At 34.7% G+C, this 16,862-nt stretch carries 16 protein-coding genes; 7 read left to right on the top strand and 9 right to left on the bottom strand.

All coding sequences use genetic code 11. The annotated features are described in order from the left end of the window. The first annotated feature begins 8 nt into the window (after positions 1 to 8). The gene (locus IEV50_RS08040; RefSeq protein ID WP_188412823.1) at positions 9 to 815 is read left to right on the top strand and encodes a M48 family metallopeptidase; all 807 of its coding nucleotides are present in this window, start codon (positions 9 to 11) and stop codon (positions 813 to 815) included. Between the two features lie 120 nt (positions 816 to 935). Here IEV50_RS08040 and IEV50_RS08035 read toward each other — a convergent pair whose 3' ends face one another. The 5 genes from IEV50_RS08035 to IEV50_RS08020 all read right to left on the bottom strand — a co-directional run bounded on the left by IEV50_RS08035 (position 936) and on the right by IEV50_RS08020 (position 6,690). Next, a complete protein-coding gene (locus IEV50_RS08035) occupies positions 936 to 2,186 on the bottom strand; it encodes an anthranilate synthase component I family protein (RefSeq protein WP_188412822.1) in 1,251 nt (416 codons plus the stop codon). A gap of 85 nt (positions 2,187 to 2,271) precedes the next feature. Next, a complete protein-coding gene (locus IEV50_RS08030; RefSeq protein ID WP_188412820.1) occupies positions 2,272 to 3,552 on the bottom strand; it encodes an adenylosuccinate synthase in 1,281 nt (426 codons plus the stop codon). 40 nt (positions 3,553 to 3,592) lie between these two features. Beyond that, positions 3,593 to 4,099 (bottom strand): Fur family transcriptional regulator, encoded by a 507-nt coding sequence (locus IEV50_RS08025; protein ID WP_188412817.1) that lies wholly within the window; start codon positions 4,097 to 4,099, stop codon positions 3,593 to 3,595. Between the two features lie 256 nt (positions 4,100 to 4,355). Beyond that, positions 4,356 to 4,481, bottom strand: a complete 126-nt coding sequence (locus tag IEV50_RS19745; RefSeq protein WP_262890405.1) for a hypothetical protein — start codon at positions 4,479 to 4,481, stop codon at positions 4,356 to 4,358. A gap of 1 nt (position 4,482) precedes the next feature. Then, on the bottom strand, positions 4,483 to 6,690 hold the full coding sequence (locus IEV50_RS08020) for a RelA/SpoT family protein (protein WP_188412815.1): 2,208 nt from the start codon (positions 6,688 to 6,690) through the stop codon (positions 4,483 to 4,485). Between the two features lie 110 nt (positions 6,691 to 6,800). On the opposite strand from IEV50_RS08020, the gene IEV50_RS08015 reads away from it, so the two are divergent. The 4 genes from IEV50_RS08015 to IEV50_RS08000 all read left to right on the top strand — a co-directional run bounded on the left by IEV50_RS08015 (position 6,801) and on the right by IEV50_RS08000 (position 10,297). Next, entirely contained in the window at positions 6,801 to 7,415 is a 615-nt protein-coding gene (locus IEV50_RS08015) for a DUF4294 domain-containing protein (protein ID WP_188412813.1), read from the top strand. 12 nt (positions 7,416 to 7,427) lie between these two features. Further along, a complete protein-coding gene (locus tag IEV50_RS08010) occupies positions 7,428 to 7,943 on the top strand; it encodes a glutathione peroxidase (RefSeq protein ID WP_188412811.1) in 516 nt (171 codons plus the stop codon). A 5-nt stretch (positions 7,944 to 7,948) separates the two neighbouring features. Further along, positions 7,949 to 8,665 carry a bacillithiol biosynthesis deacetylase BshB1 gene (gene bshB1 / locus IEV50_RS08005; protein ID WP_188412809.1) on the top strand — a complete coding sequence of 239 codons (717 nt, stop codon included), beginning with the start codon at positions 7,949 to 7,951 and terminating at the stop codon, positions 8,663 to 8,665. Positions 8,666 to 8,935: 270 nt separating this feature from the next. Further along, entirely contained in the window at positions 8,936 to 10,297 is a 1,362-nt protein-coding gene (locus IEV50_RS08000) for an acyl-CoA dehydrogenase family protein (protein ID WP_188412807.1), read from the top strand. Between the two features lie 264 nt (positions 10,298 to 10,561). Here the strand turns inward: IEV50_RS08000 and IEV50_RS07995 are convergent, their stop codons facing one another. The 3 genes from IEV50_RS07995 to IEV50_RS07985 all read right to left on the bottom strand — a co-directional run bounded on the left by IEV50_RS07995 (position 10,562) and on the right by IEV50_RS07985 (position 13,373). Continuing rightward, on the bottom strand, positions 10,562 to 10,966 hold the full coding sequence (locus tag IEV50_RS07995) for a hypothetical protein (protein WP_188412805.1): 405 nt from the start codon (positions 10,964 to 10,966) through the stop codon (positions 10,562 to 10,564). A gap of 2 nt (positions 10,967 to 10,968) precedes the next feature. Beyond that, entirely contained in the window at positions 10,969 to 12,300 is a 1,332-nt protein-coding gene (gene lat, locus IEV50_RS07990; protein ID WP_188412803.1) for an L-lysine 6-transaminase, read from the bottom strand. A 203-nt stretch (positions 12,301 to 12,503) separates the two neighbouring features. Beyond that, a complete protein-coding gene (locus tag IEV50_RS07985; protein ID WP_188412801.1) occupies positions 12,504 to 13,373 on the bottom strand; it encodes a 1-aminocyclopropane-1-carboxylate deaminase/D-cysteine desulfhydrase in 870 nt (289 codons plus the stop codon). A 470-nt stretch (positions 13,374 to 13,843) separates the two neighbouring features. On the opposite strand from IEV50_RS07985, the gene IEV50_RS07980 reads away from it, so the two are divergent. Further along, on the top strand, positions 13,844 to 14,872 hold the full coding sequence (locus tag IEV50_RS07980; protein ID WP_188412923.1) for an RluA family pseudouridine synthase: 1,029 nt from the start codon (positions 13,844 to 13,846) through the stop codon (positions 14,870 to 14,872). Between the two features lie 3 nt (positions 14,873 to 14,875). Beyond that, positions 14,876 to 15,715, top strand: coding sequence for an aminotransferase class IV (locus tag IEV50_RS07975; protein ID WP_188412799.1), 840 nt, complete (start codon positions 14,876 to 14,878; stop codon positions 15,713 to 15,715). Between the two features lie 160 nt (positions 15,716 to 15,875). Here the strand turns inward: IEV50_RS07975 and fmt are convergent, their stop codons facing one another. After that, positions 15,876 to 16,790 carry a methionyl-tRNA formyltransferase gene (gene fmt, locus IEV50_RS07970; RefSeq protein WP_188412797.1) on the bottom strand — a complete coding sequence of 305 codons (915 nt, stop codon included), beginning with the start codon at positions 16,788 to 16,790 and terminating at the stop codon, positions 15,876 to 15,878. Positions 16,791 to 16,862: the final 72 nt, after the last annotated feature.

Genomic DNA, 16,862 nt, shown 5'->3' with positions numbered 1-16,862 from the left:
ATTAACTTATGAAAAAAATATTTTTAACAGCTACGGTTGCTGCTACCCTTTTATTTAATTCTTGCTCAACGGTTCCATTAACAGGCAGAAGCCGATTGGATTTGGTAAGTAATGACCAGGTTTTGCCAATGGCATTTCAAGCTTATGGAGAATTCTTAACTGAAAACAAAACAACAGTTTTACCTGCTTCAAATGCACAAGCATTAAAAGTAAAAACAATTGGTAGTAGGCTAATTACGGCGGTTCAAACTTATATGAACAACAATAACTACGGTAATCTGATAAAAGATTACAAATGGGAAGTTAACGTTGTGCAAAATAATGAGAAAAATGCATGGTGTATGCCTGGTGGTAAAATTGTTGTTTATACCGGCATTTTACCTGTAACACAAGATGATGCAGGCTTAGCAACCGTTATGGGGCATGAAATTGCACATGCTATTGCAGGTCACTCTGCAGAGCGCATGTCGCAAGAGATGGTTTCTCAAGGAATTGCAACTGCAGGTGGCGTAGCCCTCTCTAAAAATCCAAGGGCACAATCCACTTTTAATACGCTTTATGGCGTTGGAGCGCCGATTGCAATGTTAAAATATTCTCGTAACCAGGAATTAGAAGCAGATAGGTTGGGTCTTATTTTTATGGCGATGGCAGGATACAATCCTCAAAATGCAACAAGTTTTTGGAATAGAATGGCCTCGGCTTCACAAAGCGGACAAAAACCACCAGAGTTTTTAAGTACGCACCCAAGTGATGCTACCCGAATAGCTCAAATACAAAAATATTTACCTGAAGCACAGCAGTATTACAAAAAATAGGCAGAAGCTTAAAAGTTTAAAGGCGGAAGGTTTGCATAATGCGAATCTTCCGTTTTTTTTAAAAGGATATTCTGCTTAGATATATCTTTTGTTGTATTAGATAATAAAAGGTAGCCGAAGCTATCCAAGTACCTGTAAAATGGCGCTAGCTTTTAATAAACATTCTTCGTATTCGGCTTCAGCTTCGCTTTGATAAGTAATTGCACCACCAACCTGAAATGATAAGTATTTGTTTTCTGAGTTATATAAAATGCTGCGGATGATTACGTTGAAATCAAAATCACCACTCGGATTTATGCAGCCAAATGACCCTGAGTAAATTCCTCTTTTAGTATCTTCGTATTCCTCAATCAGTTTCATGGCCTTAACTTTTGGTGCACCAGTCATCGAACCCATAGGAAAAGTATTTTTTATCGCATCAATAAAATGAACTTCAGGATTTAACTCGCAACTAACGGTTGATATCATTTGGTGAACTTGTGGAAATGTGTAAATACCGAAAAGTTCATCAACTTTAACTGAGCCCTTTACTGCCGATTTTGTTAAATCGTGACGTACCAAATCAACAATCATAACATTTTCGGCTTGTTCTTTAATGCTGTTTTTTAAGGTAGCTTTTATAATTTCATCTTTAGCCTTGTCAGAACTTCGCTTTGCGGTTCCTTTAATCGGTTGAGAAATTAAATGATTACCACGCTTACATAGAAAGCGCTCTGGTGTTGCCGATAAAATATATTGATTGTAAAGTTTAAAATATCCTGAAAACGGAGTAGGTGAGAGGTTATTAAGCGCTTCATAAGTTTGCACCGGCGCAATTTCTGCATGTTCTGCAAAAAACTCCTGACAAAAATTTATTTCGTAAATATCACCTCGGATTATGTGTTCTTTAAGTGCATTTATTTTATTAAGGTATTCAGTTTTACTAATTTTTGATTTGATATTTATTCTGTGAGCTGCTTCTTCAATAACGATAAATGCATTGATTTCATTTAAAACTGATTTATCTCCAATCAAAATTTCAGCCACTCCATCTTTGCAAACCAATAAGTATTCAGGAACAAAAAAATATAAATCAGGGAAATTTAGATGGTCAGGATTTTCTGATTTTAAATCTTCAATTTCGTTTTTTAAATCATAGCCGAAAAAGCCAAAAAGCCATTGCTGGTTTTCTTCGAAAAAGGTTTTCAATTTTTCGAATGCATTTCCTATCTCCGATTTTAATTCAGCTTTGCATCCTACTGCTAAAAGAAAATCATATTCAGAATAAGCATCCACGTAATCATTGGAATCTAAAAAACAGCACACATCAAATTGGTTTGCCCAGTGCAATACTTTTTGTTTGAAATTGTTTGAAATTAATTGATTTTTCAAGAGGAGACAAAGGTAAATTTATTCTGAACTGAAACAAAAAAAGCAACCTCTTATGGTTGCTTTTAAAATAAGATTTCAATGCTATTTAATCTAAAACTAAAGTTTGTGCTCTATCTGGTCCTACCGAAAGAAATTTAATTGGCACTTCTAATTCTTTTTCTAAAAAGGCAATATAATCAGCTAATTTAGCAGGAATTTCATTAACAGAAGTGATTTTTGTAACATCTGTTTTCCAACCATCAATAGCTTTCAATACTGGTTTTGGTTCGATAGAAATAATATCATAAGGCATGTAATCGATTGTTTCGCCATTATATTCATAGTGTGTACAAGCGTAAATGGTATCGAAACTATCCAGAACATCCGCTTTCATCATAATTAACTCGGTTACGCCGTTTAGCATGATGGCATATTTTAATGCTGGTAAATCTATCCATCCGCAACGACGGGCACGACCGGTTGTTGCACCAAATTCATGGCCAATCTGACGAAGGTTTTCACCAATTTCATTATCTAATTCAGTTGGGAAAGGGCCTCCACCAACACGAGTACAATATGCTTTAAATATACCGTAAACAGCACCAACTTTGTTTGGCGCGATACCTAATCCTGTGCAGGCACCCGCTGTAGTTGTATTGCTCGATGTTACAAATGGATATGATCCAAAATCAACATCTAATAAAGTTCCTTGTGCACCTTCAGCTAAAACTGCTTTACCTTCTTTTAAATAACCGTTAACAAAATGTTCGCTATCTACATGAGGAATGGTTTTTAAGAACTCAATTGCCTCAAAGAAAGAAGCTTCTTTTTCTGACAATTCGTATTCAAAACCTTCATAATGAGAAAGAATTTCAATGTGTTTTTCAACCAGCTTTTGATAACGTTCTTTAAAATCAGGAAGTGTGGTATCACCAACGCGTAAACCATTACGCCCGGTTTTATCCATATAAGTTGGACCAATTCCCTTAAGGGTTGAGCCAATTTTGTTTTTACCCATACGAGCCTCGTTTGCTGCATCCAATAATTGATGGGTTGGCAAAATTAAATGTGCTTTACGGGCAATAACTAGTTTGCCTTCGGCAACAGGATCGTGACCTGCTTTTTTTAAGTTATCTAACTCTCTTTTTAAAATAATCGGGTCTATAACAACACCATTACCAATAAGGTTCATGGTTTTTTCATTAAAGATTCCTGAAGGAATGGTGTTCAGAACGAATTTTTTGCCATCGAATTCTAAAGTATGTCCTGCGTTAGGGCCACCTTGAAAACGGGCAATAAGATCATATTTTGGACTAAGAACATCAACGATTTTTCCCTTTCCTTCATCGCCCCATTGCAGGCCGAGAAGTACATCTACTTGCGTCATTATTTAAAAATTAAGCTGGTTTTATTTTTTGTGGATTGATTTAATTTGCTTCTAATTTAGCTTTGGCAGCAGCAGCTGTTGCACTTTCGTTTACTTTTCTGGCCATACTGCAATCAGAGCAGAAGCCATAAAGATTTAATGAATGGTGTTTAACATCGAATTTTAACAAATCGCCAACCATGGTTTGGATTTGATGAATACGTGGATCGCAAAATTCGACCACTTTACTGCACTCAATGCAAATAACATGGTCGTGCTGGCGATAGCCGTAAGATTTTTCGAATTGAGCCATGTTTTTACCAAACTGATGTTTAGTAACCAAATCGCAGGAAACCAAAAGCTCTAAGGTATTATAAACCGTAGCACGACTTACACGATACTTTTGATTTTTCATGTGGATGTAGAGGGTTTCTACATCAAAATGGTCGTTTCGGGAATAAATTTCTTCCAATATTGCGAAACGCTCGGGTGTTTTACGCAGATTTTTGTTCTCTAAATAAGCTTCAAAAATCTTGCGAACCAGCTCATTTGTTTTTTGTTCAGACATAGTTTTAAACTCCCTTCAAAGGTATATAAATTGTTTGATTTTCAACTGTAAGATTGTTGAATTGTTGTAATAAGTCAAGGGGTTGACGGTTATCAGTTATCGGTTTCCAGTTGTCAGTTTCCAGTTGTCAGTTTCCAGTTGCCAGTTTTCTGTTGCCAGTTATCAGTTATGGGATGCTAGTTACCAATTATGAGTTTTTTTAGCCCTTTATTGGTTGCCGTTATAATTGGATAAAAATATTTAGCTTAAAGATTTATCAAATTAAACCTTTCAACAGAATAACTTCTAAATCCATCTTCCATCTTCCATCTTCCATCTTCCATCTTCCATCGTCCATCGTCCATCGTTCATCATCCATCATCCCTTGTCCATTTTCCATCATCCTATGCGTCAAACCTCGTTACTCCGGTAACACCTCTAACCTCTAACAAATTCTTAATCAAATTTTCTAAATGCTCGGTATCGTTAACAAAAATCATAATCGAACCATCAAATATTCCTTCATTTGTATCGACAGTAATAGAGCGCATGTTCACTTTAAAATCAGTAGAAATTACCCTAGTAATATTATTAATTAAACCAACATCATCTATACCAACAATACGCAAACCAGTTAAAAAGGTAAGTTCTTGCTGTTTATTCCATTTAGCTTTAACAACGCGATATCCATAATTAGACATCAATTGTGTAGCATTGGGGCAATTGGTACGATGAATTTTAATACCTTCGCTAACAGTTACAAAGCCAAAAACATCATCTCCAGGAATTGGGTTACAACAAGCTGCCAAGGTGTAATCTATTTTTTGTAAATCTTCACCAATTAGTAAAATGTCGTTTTCCGTACCCTTCATTTTTGTTTTAACCATATCAACGGTTAAGTTTTCAGGGCGTTCGGGTCCGCGTGTTTCTACTTCTTTCTCACTTGATAAATATTCCTTAATATCTTTAAGCTCGATTTTACCTAAAGCAACATTTACAAATAATTCTTGTGTAGATGGTAGCTTAAAGAAATAGCTTATTTTTTGTAAATTATCGGTGTTGTAGGTAATTTTTAACGATTTTAATTTGCGTTCTAATATCTCTTTTCCGGTTTCCGCTATTTTTCTTTTTTCTTCTTTTAATGATGATTTAATTTTTGATTTAGCTTTCGCTGTAACCACAACATTAAGCCAGTCTTCTTTTGGTGTTTGTTTATTTGATGTTATAATTTCTACCTGATCGCCATTTTGCAGTTTATATGAAATTGGAACCAGCTTATGATTTACTTTAGCGCCAATACACGTAGCGCCAACGCCTGTATGAATTTCAAATGCAAAATCGAGCGCAGTTGCACCTAAGGGTAACTGAATTAAGGCACCTTTTGGCGTGAAAATAAAAATCTCATCAGAGAAAAGGTTCATTTTAAAATCATCCAAAAAGTCTAAAGCATTAGCTTCTGGGTTATTTAACATTTCACGAACTTTCTGAATCCACTGATCTAAACCGTTATCATTACTCGATTCTTTATATTTCCAATGTGCAGCAAAACCTTTTTCGGCGATTTCATTCATGCGTTGTGTACGGATTTGCACCTCCACCCACTGTCCTCGCGGCCCCATTACAGTCGTATGTAAAGATTCATAACCATTTCCTTTTGGAGAAGAAACCCAATCTCGTAGTCTATCAGGATTTGGACGGTACAAGTCGGTAACTATCGAATAAGCCTTCCAGCAATCGGCTTTTTCATTTTCGTAGGCACTATCCAAAATAATTCTGATGGCAAAAAGATCATAAACTTCTTCGAAGGGAATATTTTTCTTCTTCATTTTATTCCAGATGGAATGAATTGATTTTGGCCTACCATAAACATCAGCATCCAAACCTTGCTCATGAACAATCTCATCAATTGGTTCTACGAACTTTTTAATAAACATGTTTCTTTCAGCCTTCTTCTCGTTTAGTTTTTTTGCAATAAATTTATAAGTTTCAGGCTCCAGATACTTCATAGAAAGATCTTCGAGTTCTGATTTTATTGCGTATAAACCCAAGCGATGGGCAAGGGGAGCATATAAGTAAATGGTTTCTGATGCAATTTTAAGCTGTTTGTGCCGAGGCATAAAATCCATGGTACGCATGTTATGCAATCTATCTGCCAGCTTAATTAAAATTACCCTTACATCATCGGCAAGGGTGAGCAGCATTTTTCTAAAATTTTCGGCTTGTAAAGAACTATTGGTATCAAATACGCCCGAAATTTTGGTTAAACCATCAATAATTTTGGCGGTCTTTTTACCAAATTCGCGTTCAATATCTTCAAGTGTAATGTCTGTATCCTCAACAACATCATGCAACAATGCACAAACTATAGATGTTGTACCCAAACCAATTTCTTCAGCGGCAATTTGTGCTACGGCTATTGGATGATAAATATATGGTTCTCCAGATTTACGGCGCATATCTTTATGGCTCTCTAATGCCATATCGAAAGCTTTCCTGATTTCTTTTTTATCGCCTTTTTGTAAAGTTGATTTACTTGCCCTCAGCAATGTCCTATATCTTTTTAATATTTCCTGCTTCTCTGCCTCTAAATCAATCACTAACTCTGTTTTCATTTGTATTTTTTGCGTAAAAAATTTCGTCTTATTATCGAATAAAACTTATATTAGTTGTGTAAATCTTCTAATATATGAAATAACACCTAACTTTGTAAAAGTATAAATTTATGAATTTTAAAGGGCTCTTTTTTCTGTGTATTGTAATGATTTTTAGCGTTGCGCTAAAAGCTCAGGAATATACTTCCCCTGTTTTTCCTAAGTTAGGCAAAGCTGATACCATTAGGGTTGGCTCTACAAATGACAATGGGGTAATGATTCCATGGATGCAACTTAATGAGGTATCTATATTTGCTGCAAGAATTTGGAAATCTCCCGCAGAACAGGCTGCTTACAATCGTTTACGATACAATGTTTTAAAGGTTATGCCTTATGCATTATTTGCAAAACGCAGGTATGAGCAATTAGAACGCGATTTATTAACAGCACCTGAAAAAAAAGAACAAAAAGCACTTGTTAAGCAGTGCGATAATGAAATTAAAGATATGTTTAATCGTGAGATTAAAGATTTAACCATAACTCAAGGTCAGATATTGACTAAACTAGTTGATAGGGAAGTTGGCCGGACGACATATGATATTGTAAAGCAAACAAAAGGCGGTTTTGCCGCATTTTCGTACCAAATTGTTGCCCGAGTTGTTGGCCATAATTTAAAAAGTACATATAACAAAGATGAAGACAGGGATATAGAATCCATTATCCGCACTTCAGGTTTCTACCAATAACCACCAAAAATAATGAAGGAAAATATTCCGAATATCTATTCATTTAAAGTGAAAAAGATTACGGGTGAAGATCAGCTCTTATCCGCATACCGAAATAAAGTAGTTCTAATTGTAAATACGGCATCTGAATGTGGTTTTACTCCCCAGCTTGGAGAATTACAACAATTAAAAGATGAAATTAATAATCCAGATTTTGAAATTTTAGGTTTTCCTACAAATGATTTTGGTAAACAGGAACCACTTAACGGAGATGATATAAGCTCATTTTGCGAGATAAATCACGGCGTAAAATTTCCTGTTTTTGATAAGATAATGGTTAGAGGTGTTCATGCACACCCATTATATCAATTTCTTAGCGATAAAAAGCTTAATACAAAATTAAGTTCTATTCCGCGATGGAATTTTCATAAATACCTTATCAACAAAAAAGGCGAAGTAGAAGATTATTTTTTCCCTTTTACAAAACCATTAAGTTCTAAGCTAAAGAAAAAAGTTCTTCGCCTTTTAGCGCATAATACTACCAAATAAAATTAATGAAATTAGATATTTTAGTGATAGCCGTTCATCCGGATGATGCAGAACTTTGCTGCTCAGGAACTATTTTAAAACATATTGCAATCGGTAAAAAAGTTGGTATAGTAGATTTAACCAGAGGAGAATTAGGTACAAGAGGAACAGCGGAAACACGAGATGAGGAAGCTTTAGATTCAGCAAAAATTTTAGGATTACATGCTCGTGAAAATTTGCGATTTAGAGATGGTTTTTTTCAAAATGACGAACAACACAGGCTAGAAGTAATTAAAGTAATTCGCAAATATCAACCCGAAATTATATTGAGTAACGCTTTGGAAGATAGGCATCCAGATCATGGAAGGGCAGGAGATTTGGTTTACGATTCTGTTTTTTTATCAGGTTTACAAAAAATTGAAACTGAGGTTGATGGACAAAAACAAAGTGCACATCGCCCAAGGTTGTTACTGCAATACATTCAAGACAGGTACATAAAACCAGATGTTATTGTAGATATTACGGAACACATGGATGTTAAAATTAAATCTATCCAAGCATTTAAAACTCAATTTTATAATCCTGAAGTAGAAGGATTAGACACTTATATTTCCTCTCCCGAATTTTTTGAAAGCATGATTGGTCGCTCCAGAGAATTTGGCAAAAGCATTGGTGCAACTTTCGGTGAAGGTTTTACTTCAAGGAAGCTTCTAGGTGTTGATAATTTATTCAACTTAAGATAATTCTTACCACTTGAAGTAGTTTTATAGCCGTAAAATTTTTATTTTTTTACGAATCTTAGGTTGTGAACAAAAGTAATATGTTTCACTACCTAAAACACCTTAGCCACTCAAGTTTTACTTTTTATTCTTAGGTGTCTTAGGTGGTGAAAAAAAGTATTATAATTTACCATCTAAGTAACCTCAACTAGTAAATTTCACATCATATTTCCCTTGGTATTGAACATCCTCAACAAAATCATCACTAGTTTGTTATTCTAAAAACGAATAATAATGGCGAACATATTCACATCTTTAAAGGGTGCTTATAGCTTATTTAAGCATTTAGATTTTGATAAGCTTGAAGCATTATCAAAAAAAGTTGATATTCCCAAAATGGTAGAAACCATATCAAACCTGGATGAAAAACAATTGTCGGGTATGATGAAAATGGCAGGTGGCAATAGAAAAGAAAGAGAATTGCCTCCAATTGAAGGTGATTTTTATCATCTTGGTGATGAAGCCTTGAAAGACGAAGAACGGGCATTACAATTAAAAGTTCGAGCTTTTTTAGAGAAGGAAGTAAAACCTATTGTTAATGATTATTGGAACAAAGCAGAATTCCCATTTGAAATAATCCCAAAATTAGCCGAATTGAATATTTGTGGCTTAACATACAAAGGCTACGGTTGTCCGGGTAAATCCAATTTAATGGAAGGTATTTTAGCTATGGAAATGGCTAGGATAGATACCTCAATTTCTACATTTTTTGGTGTTCAAAGTGGTTTAGCCATGGGCTCAATTTATCTCTGTGGTTCTGAGGAGCAAAAGCAACAATGGTTACCATTAATGCAGCAGTTTAAAATTATTGGCGCATTTGGATTAACCGAGCCTGAAGTAGGTTCTGCTGCGGCTGGCGGATTAACCACTACATGTAAAAAATTTGGTGATAAGTGGGTTCTAAACGGACAGAAAAAATGGATTGGCAATGCCACCTTTGCCGACATTTTAATTATATGGGCTAGAGATATAGATGATAATGAAGTTAAAGGCTTTATTGTAAAGAAAGATAATCCTGGTTTTGCCGTAGAAAAAATGAAAGATAAAATGGCGCTTCGTATTGTGCAGAATGGTATTATCACATTAACCAATTGCGAAGTTTTTGAAGTTGATAGATTGCAAAATGCCAACAGTTTTAAAGATACTGCAAAAGTTTTAAGAATGACAAGGGCAGGGGTGGCTTGGCAGGCCGTTGGCTGTGCTCGTGGTGCTTATGAAAATGCTTTGGAATATACCAGGACCAGAAAACAGTTCGGTAAACCAATCGCATCGTTCCAATTGATTCAAAATCATTTGGTAGAAATGTTATCGAATTTAACAGCTATGCAAACTTTGTGTTTTAGGTTGTCGCAGTTGCAAGATCAAGGTTTGCTGAAAGATGAGCATGCTTCATTAGCTAAAGTTTTTTGTTCGTTAAGAACCCGAGATGTGGTTAGTAAAGCGAGAGAAGTGATGGGTGGAAATGGAATTTTACTCGAATATAATGTAGCCCGTTTTGTTGCCGATGCAGAAGCAATTTATTCTTACGAAGGAACAAAAGAAATAAACACATTAATCGTAGGAAGAGCTATAACAGGGTTTTCGGCCTTTGTATAGTAAAATCAATTAAGTTGAATAAAAAATTCGTTTAGTATTTTTTGTTTCTTGAAAATCAGGTTTCTGTGCCTTTCGGTTAATTGGCCTTGCTTTTCGCTGTAGCCCCGATGAAACATCGGGGGCTGCCGCTGCAATCCGGTTTAGATTTGGAAAGCCTGCTCCGAGCAAAGTTCAATAAATTTAAACTTGATATAAGAAGAAGATGCGTAGCAACTACGCCAATTGTAAAATTGATAAAATCTTCGACTTTGGGTAAATTAATATTTATTTAAATGGCTCTTTATTAAATGCTACCTGGCTCATTGCACTTTTTTCATACAACGCAATACAAGATTTGTTAAATGATTCCTCAAAATTCACATTCCCCGGGTGTAAAACTTGCGGAACATTGTTGCCTTCTAAAAAGTAATAAACTTTGGTGTTTCCATATTTGGTGTGCGGCATTAAATTGCCGTAGTCTTCTAATTCCTTCCAAACTGTATCTTTTACAGTTACAACATAAATTCTTTGAACCGGACCAGTGTTGTTGGCATTTCTATACTTTACAATTTCTTTAAAGCCTGCTTTCATATCATCAACACCGGGCTGATTTAGTGTATCACTAACCATGAAATAAACTAAGATTAATACACCTGCAGTAATAAAATATATTAGAAATTTTCTATTCATGCTTACAATTGAGGCAATATTTTTTCCATTACCGTCAAGCCTTCGTCAATATGTTTTTGCTCTATACAAAGTGCCGGGCGGAAGCGTATTGTGTTGTTTCCACAGCCTAAAAACATCACATTGTGGTCAAGTCCTTTAGCAATAAATGCATTTCGCATATCCTTGTTAGGAAAATCGAAAGAACATAGCAAACCACGCCCTCGAACATTACTCATTTTATCAAATCTTTGAGCAAATTTTCCTAAATTTTCTTTTAAGTACCCACCAATCTTTGTGGCATTTTCGCAAAGCATATCTTCATCTAAAATTTGTAAAATTTGGGTGGAACGAACCATGTCTACTAAATTCCCTCCCCATGTAGAATTAATCCTGCTTGGTATTTTAAAAACATTCGTTTCAATCTCATCAACTTTGTTTCCCACTAAAATTCCACATACTTGCATCTTCTTACCAAATGCAACAATATCTGGTCTGGCCTTTTCATTAAAATGCTGATGACACCAAAATTTACCCGTTAAGCCAACGCCTGTTTGCACTTCATCATAAATTAAAAAGGCATCATTCTCATCAGCTATTTCTCTAAGTTGAATTAGAAACTCTTCTCTTAAATGATTATCGCCACCTTCAGATTGGATCGGTTCGATGATTATTGCGCAAATATCATCCTTAAAATCAGCAAAAGCTTGCTTTACCTGAGCGATGGACAACTCCTCAGATTTAATCGCCTGATTTAAATTTTCAGCTTGCAAAGGAAATTTGACTTCTGGGGTACTCACTCTAGGCCAGTCGAACTTTGCATACCATTTCGTTTTATCGGGCAATGTATTTGTTAGGCTTAAAGTATAGCCTGTTCTTCCATGAAATGCCTTTTCGAAGTGTAAAACTTTAAAACCTTTTTCTTCGTTATAACCCTTTGCAAAGTTCTTTTGAACCTTCCAATCCATCGCTACTTTAATTGCATTCTCTACAGCTAAGGCACCACCTGCGATGAAAAAGGCATGAGGTAAATATTCGGGAATTCCAATTTGGGCAAATGTTTCTACAAATTGGGCATATTGTTGTGTGTAAACATCAGAATTTGATGGATTTGCCATTGCCGCTAGTAGTAAATTCTTTTTAAAAGCCTCATCATTAACCATTTTCGGATGGTTGTAACCTAGAGGGACAGAGGCAAAACAAGTAAAAAAATCGAGTAAAGTTCTATTGTATTTAGAATCGTATATGTAAGCACCGTTACTTCTCTCCATATCATAAGTAAGATCGAAGCCATCTGCTAAAATATGTTTATTTAATGATTCGTTAACTTGATTTGCTGGTACTGTTAATTGATACATAAATTTGTGTGTTGATATAATCCAAATTTACAAAAATGTGGCTGAATACCAATTTTAGAGGCTTTTTGAACTGATTAGCAAAAAATAGGTTTAAACAGTTTAAAGTATGATTATAGACAAAAAGCATAATTAGACTGCACCGATGTTGAAAACTTTTTGAGGTAATAAAAAGTAAATAGTAAGCAATTTTAAAATTTTATGATTTAAAATTTATCTTTCATTCCGAAAATTCCAAGCAATCCACCGGTATGAATCGCCAAGATTTTATCATCAGATTTAATGGTTTTGTTTCGCTGTAAATCAAATACTGCATAAAACATTTTTGCCGTATAAACAGGATCTATCAATAAACCAGTATTTGCGGTAAAGTCCTTAATAAATTTAAAAAGCTCAGGTGTGGTTTTCGCGTAACCACCAAAATGATAGTCGGTGTGTAGAATTAGGTTTTCGGTGTTAGGTACGTATTTTACTATTTCAGCTTTTATAAAATTACCATTCTTTAAAACCGGAATAACGTGAAGTTTTGTTTTTAGGTTATTTTTTACAATGCCATCAAGTAAGCCAGCAGCTGTTGTTCCTGTTCCGGCGGCACAAAAAATATGATCGTAAACATCGGTAAGTTCATCAACAATTTCTGAGCAGCCTGTTACAGCTTCTGTACTGGCACCACCTTCATCAATGAAATAGGCGTTTACATCAAATTTAAAATGTTTTTCGAATAGTGCAAATTTATCCTTATACGATTCTCTTTCGGTAAAAATAAGGTCCATGCCGAATAGTTTGCAAAGTAAAAGCATTTCATTCGTTACCTTTTCTCCCCTAACAAATGCAGTAGATTTTAATCCCGAACGAGATGCAGCTGCGGCCGTAGCAACAAGGTGATTTGAATATGCGCCGCCAAATGTTATCAAATGATTTTTATGTTCGGCTTCTGCTTTAGCTAAGATATATTTTAGCTTACGCCATTTATTTCCAGAAATATATGGGTCTATTAAATCTTCACGTTTAACAAATAAATTGTTAAAAGCAGCTAATTTTAGCTTTTCTACCGGACTGTATAGTTTTTCAAACACGTGTAAAAATAAAAAACACCTGCTATTTGCAAGTGTTTTTCTGTTCTTTTTGAGTAAAGCGTTACTTAAAATATATCTTTCTTACCAAATAGGGAAAGAAATTAAGAACAATTTTGACATTTTGAGTAAAATTTTTCATAGAATTATTCATTAGGTAATACCTGTTGTACAAAAAATAAGCCAACATTATTAATAGATGGAAATTTTATAAACTGTTAACACAAAATTAATATCTAAATAATTGATTTTGCTTCAAAGATGAAATGAATTTTCATTGACGTGTAGTGTTATATGATGTTTAAATCTCTAAAGAGCGCCAAACTTTAAAGCATAAACTATTTAATGATATCTTCTTTTGGCTTTTTATTTAAAACGGCAATGTGTTTTTTATATCACCCACCTATTATGTTGCTTTTTGAAAATATAAAATGATTAAAAAAATCTACGTCTTAAAAGTTTATTTTTGCAGAATGGAAAATGTGGTCGAACTGCAAGAATCAGAAGAGCAGGAATTATATGAACATTTAAAAATTGTTGTAGATAAAGGGCAATCGTTGTTAAGAATTGATAAATTTTTAATGATTCGTATAGAAAATGCTTCCCGTAATCGCATTCAAAATGCAATTGATGCTGGAAATGTTTTAGTTAATCAAAAGCAAATAAAAGCAAGTTATAAGGTTAAACCCTTTGATGAAATTTCTATTGTTTTACCGCATCCACCACGAGATACTGAGGTTTATCCTGAAGATTTGCCAATAGATATTATTTATGAGGACAGTGATTTGTTAATCGTTAATAAAGCTGCGGGAATGGTTGTTCACCCTGGGTTTAATAACTACACAGGGACTTTAGTAAATGCTTTAGCTTTCCATTTTGAGCAATTGCCACAGTTGCCTGGAAATGACGGTCGCCCTGGATTGGTGCACAGAATTGATAAAGATACTTCGGGTTTATTGCTAGTAAGTAAGAATGAAAAATCTATAACACTTTTGGCTCGCCAGTTTTTTGATCATAGTATAACCAGGAAATATATTGCTTTGGTTTGGGGTGATATTGAAAACGATGGAACCGTAACTGGCTACATTGGGCGCAGTTTAAAAGACCGCAGAGTTATGGATATTTATGATGATGAAGAAAAAGGAAAATGGTCTGTAACGCATTATAAAGTTTTAAAACGTTTAGGCTACGTAACACTAATTAGTTGCGAACTCGAAACCGGACGAACGCACCAAATAAGGGCACACATGCAACACATAGGCCGCCCACTATTTAATGATGCAATGTATGGTGGGGATAAGATTTTAAAAGGAACTACGTTTAACAAGTATAAACAGTTTGTAGAAAATTGCTTTGAATTATTACCAAGACAGGCTTTACACGCTCAGAGTTTAGGCTTTATTCATCCTACAACTAAAGAATATATTTATTTCGAAGCCCCATTGCCAGCCGATTTTAAAGCTGCATTAAACAAATGGGAAAATTACATTGCCGCATCATAAAATATGTCTCAAAAATACCTTTTATTTAATGATGAATTTCATTTGGTTGATGCGCTTGTTCTAACAACATCTAATAGAAGTTTCAAATTTGGCGATGGCCTATTTGAAAGCATGAGGATGATTAACCACAAACTTCAGTTTGCTGACTTACATGCTGATCGATTAATTGCGGGAATGAAGGCACTTAAAATGGATGGATATGCTTTAATGGACGACTATTTTCTTCGTCAAAAAACTACAGATCTTGCTAAAAAAAACCGATGGAGTGGAAATGCTCGTTTCCGGCTTTCAGTTTATCGTGATGGTGCTGGTGTTTACACGCCAGAAATTAATAAAGCAGGTTATGTTTTAGAAGGTATTCCTTTAAGCAGCAGTCAATATGAACTAAATACCAAAGGTTTAATAATTGATGTTTATGACGAAATGACCAAGTCAGTAAATAAAATGTCAAACTTTAAAACCTCCAATGCCTTGCTTTATGTTATGGCAGGAATTTTTAAAAGCCAAAACCGTTTGGATGAGGCCATGATTTTAAATCAGTATGGTTTTCTTTGCGAAAGTATAAGTGCGAATGTTTTTGTGGTTTACGATAACAAAATTTACACGCCTGCATTAACCGAAGGCTGTATAGGAGGCATTATGCGTACAGCTATAATGCAATTAGCCAAAATGAATGATATGGAATTAATCGAAGCTCAAATTAATCCTGAAATTTTAAAGGAAGCAGAAGAAGTTTTTATTACAAATGCTACGCAAGGTATTCAATGGGTAATGGGCTATGGTAGAAAGCGTTATTTTAATGAAGTCTCCAAGTTTTTAATTGAGAAGCTAAATAATTTTTAGTTAACAGTTTTCAATTTATAGTTCACAGCTTGCAATTGGAAGTTATCAATTATCAGGTACCAACTACAAATTAACAATGACCAGTTATCAATTAAGCAATTATAAGTTAGCCATTTTTGCAATAACCAGTTATCAATTAAACCATTAACCATTTAAACAATTAACTTATCAGCCTCATTCCTCTTAAAAAATCTGCAATTGGCATTCTCTTTTTACCTTCGTATTGTATATCTAAAAGTTTAATAAAGCCATCTTTAGTTGCAAATTTTAAAAAGGTTTTACCATCTGTTAAAAAACCACCAGGCGCTATTCCAGGTTCTTTTAGTTCTATCTCGGCTTTAAAAATTTTAAGTGTTTTATCGTTTAATATAGTAAAAGCTGTTGGGTAGGGGCTTAAGCCTCTAATTAAATTGTGAATTTCTAGTGCATTATTGTTCCAGTTTACTTTGCAATCCTCTTTAAATATTTTAGGTGCATGTTTAAGTTCTTCGGTTTGCGGTTGTGGTTGATCTGAAACATTATTTTCTGCTATTGCCGTTACCGTTTTAACTAAAAGTTTAGCACCTAAATCCATCAGTTTATCGTGCAATTCTCCTGCAGTTTCGTCATCACCAATGGCAATACTATCACTCAAAATAATATCTCCGGTATCAATTTCATGTGTTAAAAAAAACGTTGTTACACCACTTTCTTTCTCTCCGTTAATTATTGCATGATTAATGGGCGCTGCACCACGATATTGTGGCAATAGCGAACCATGTAAATTAATTGTTCCCTTTGGTGGCATATTCCAAACAACTTCGGGCAACATTCTAAAAGCGATAACAACTTGCAAATCTGCCTGGTAAGATTTTAGTTGTTCAAGAAATTCGGAGTTTTTTAGTTTTTCGGGTTGTAAAACAGGAATCTGATTTTCTATGGCATACAATTTTACGGCACTCTCGCTTAGTTTTTGCCCGCGACCAGCAGGTTTATCTGGCGCAGTAACAACCGCAACAATATTAAAACCAGCTTGCTGTAAAGCAGCTAATGAAGCTACTGCAAAATCGGGCGTACCCATAAAAACTATTTTCATTTCCTTGTGTTGTGTTTCTAAAATAAACGTAGGTTGTTGCGTTAAGTTTTGCAAAATAACTAAAATTAAATC

The sequence above is a fragment of the Pedobacter mendelii genome, assembly GCF_014635725.1.
GTDB lineage: Bacteria > Bacteroidota > Bacteroidia > Sphingobacteriales > Sphingobacteriaceae > Pedobacter > Pedobacter mendelii.
The sequence above is the reverse complement of the archived record's forward strand: the minus strand, read 5'-3'. Positions and strand labels throughout refer to the sequence as shown.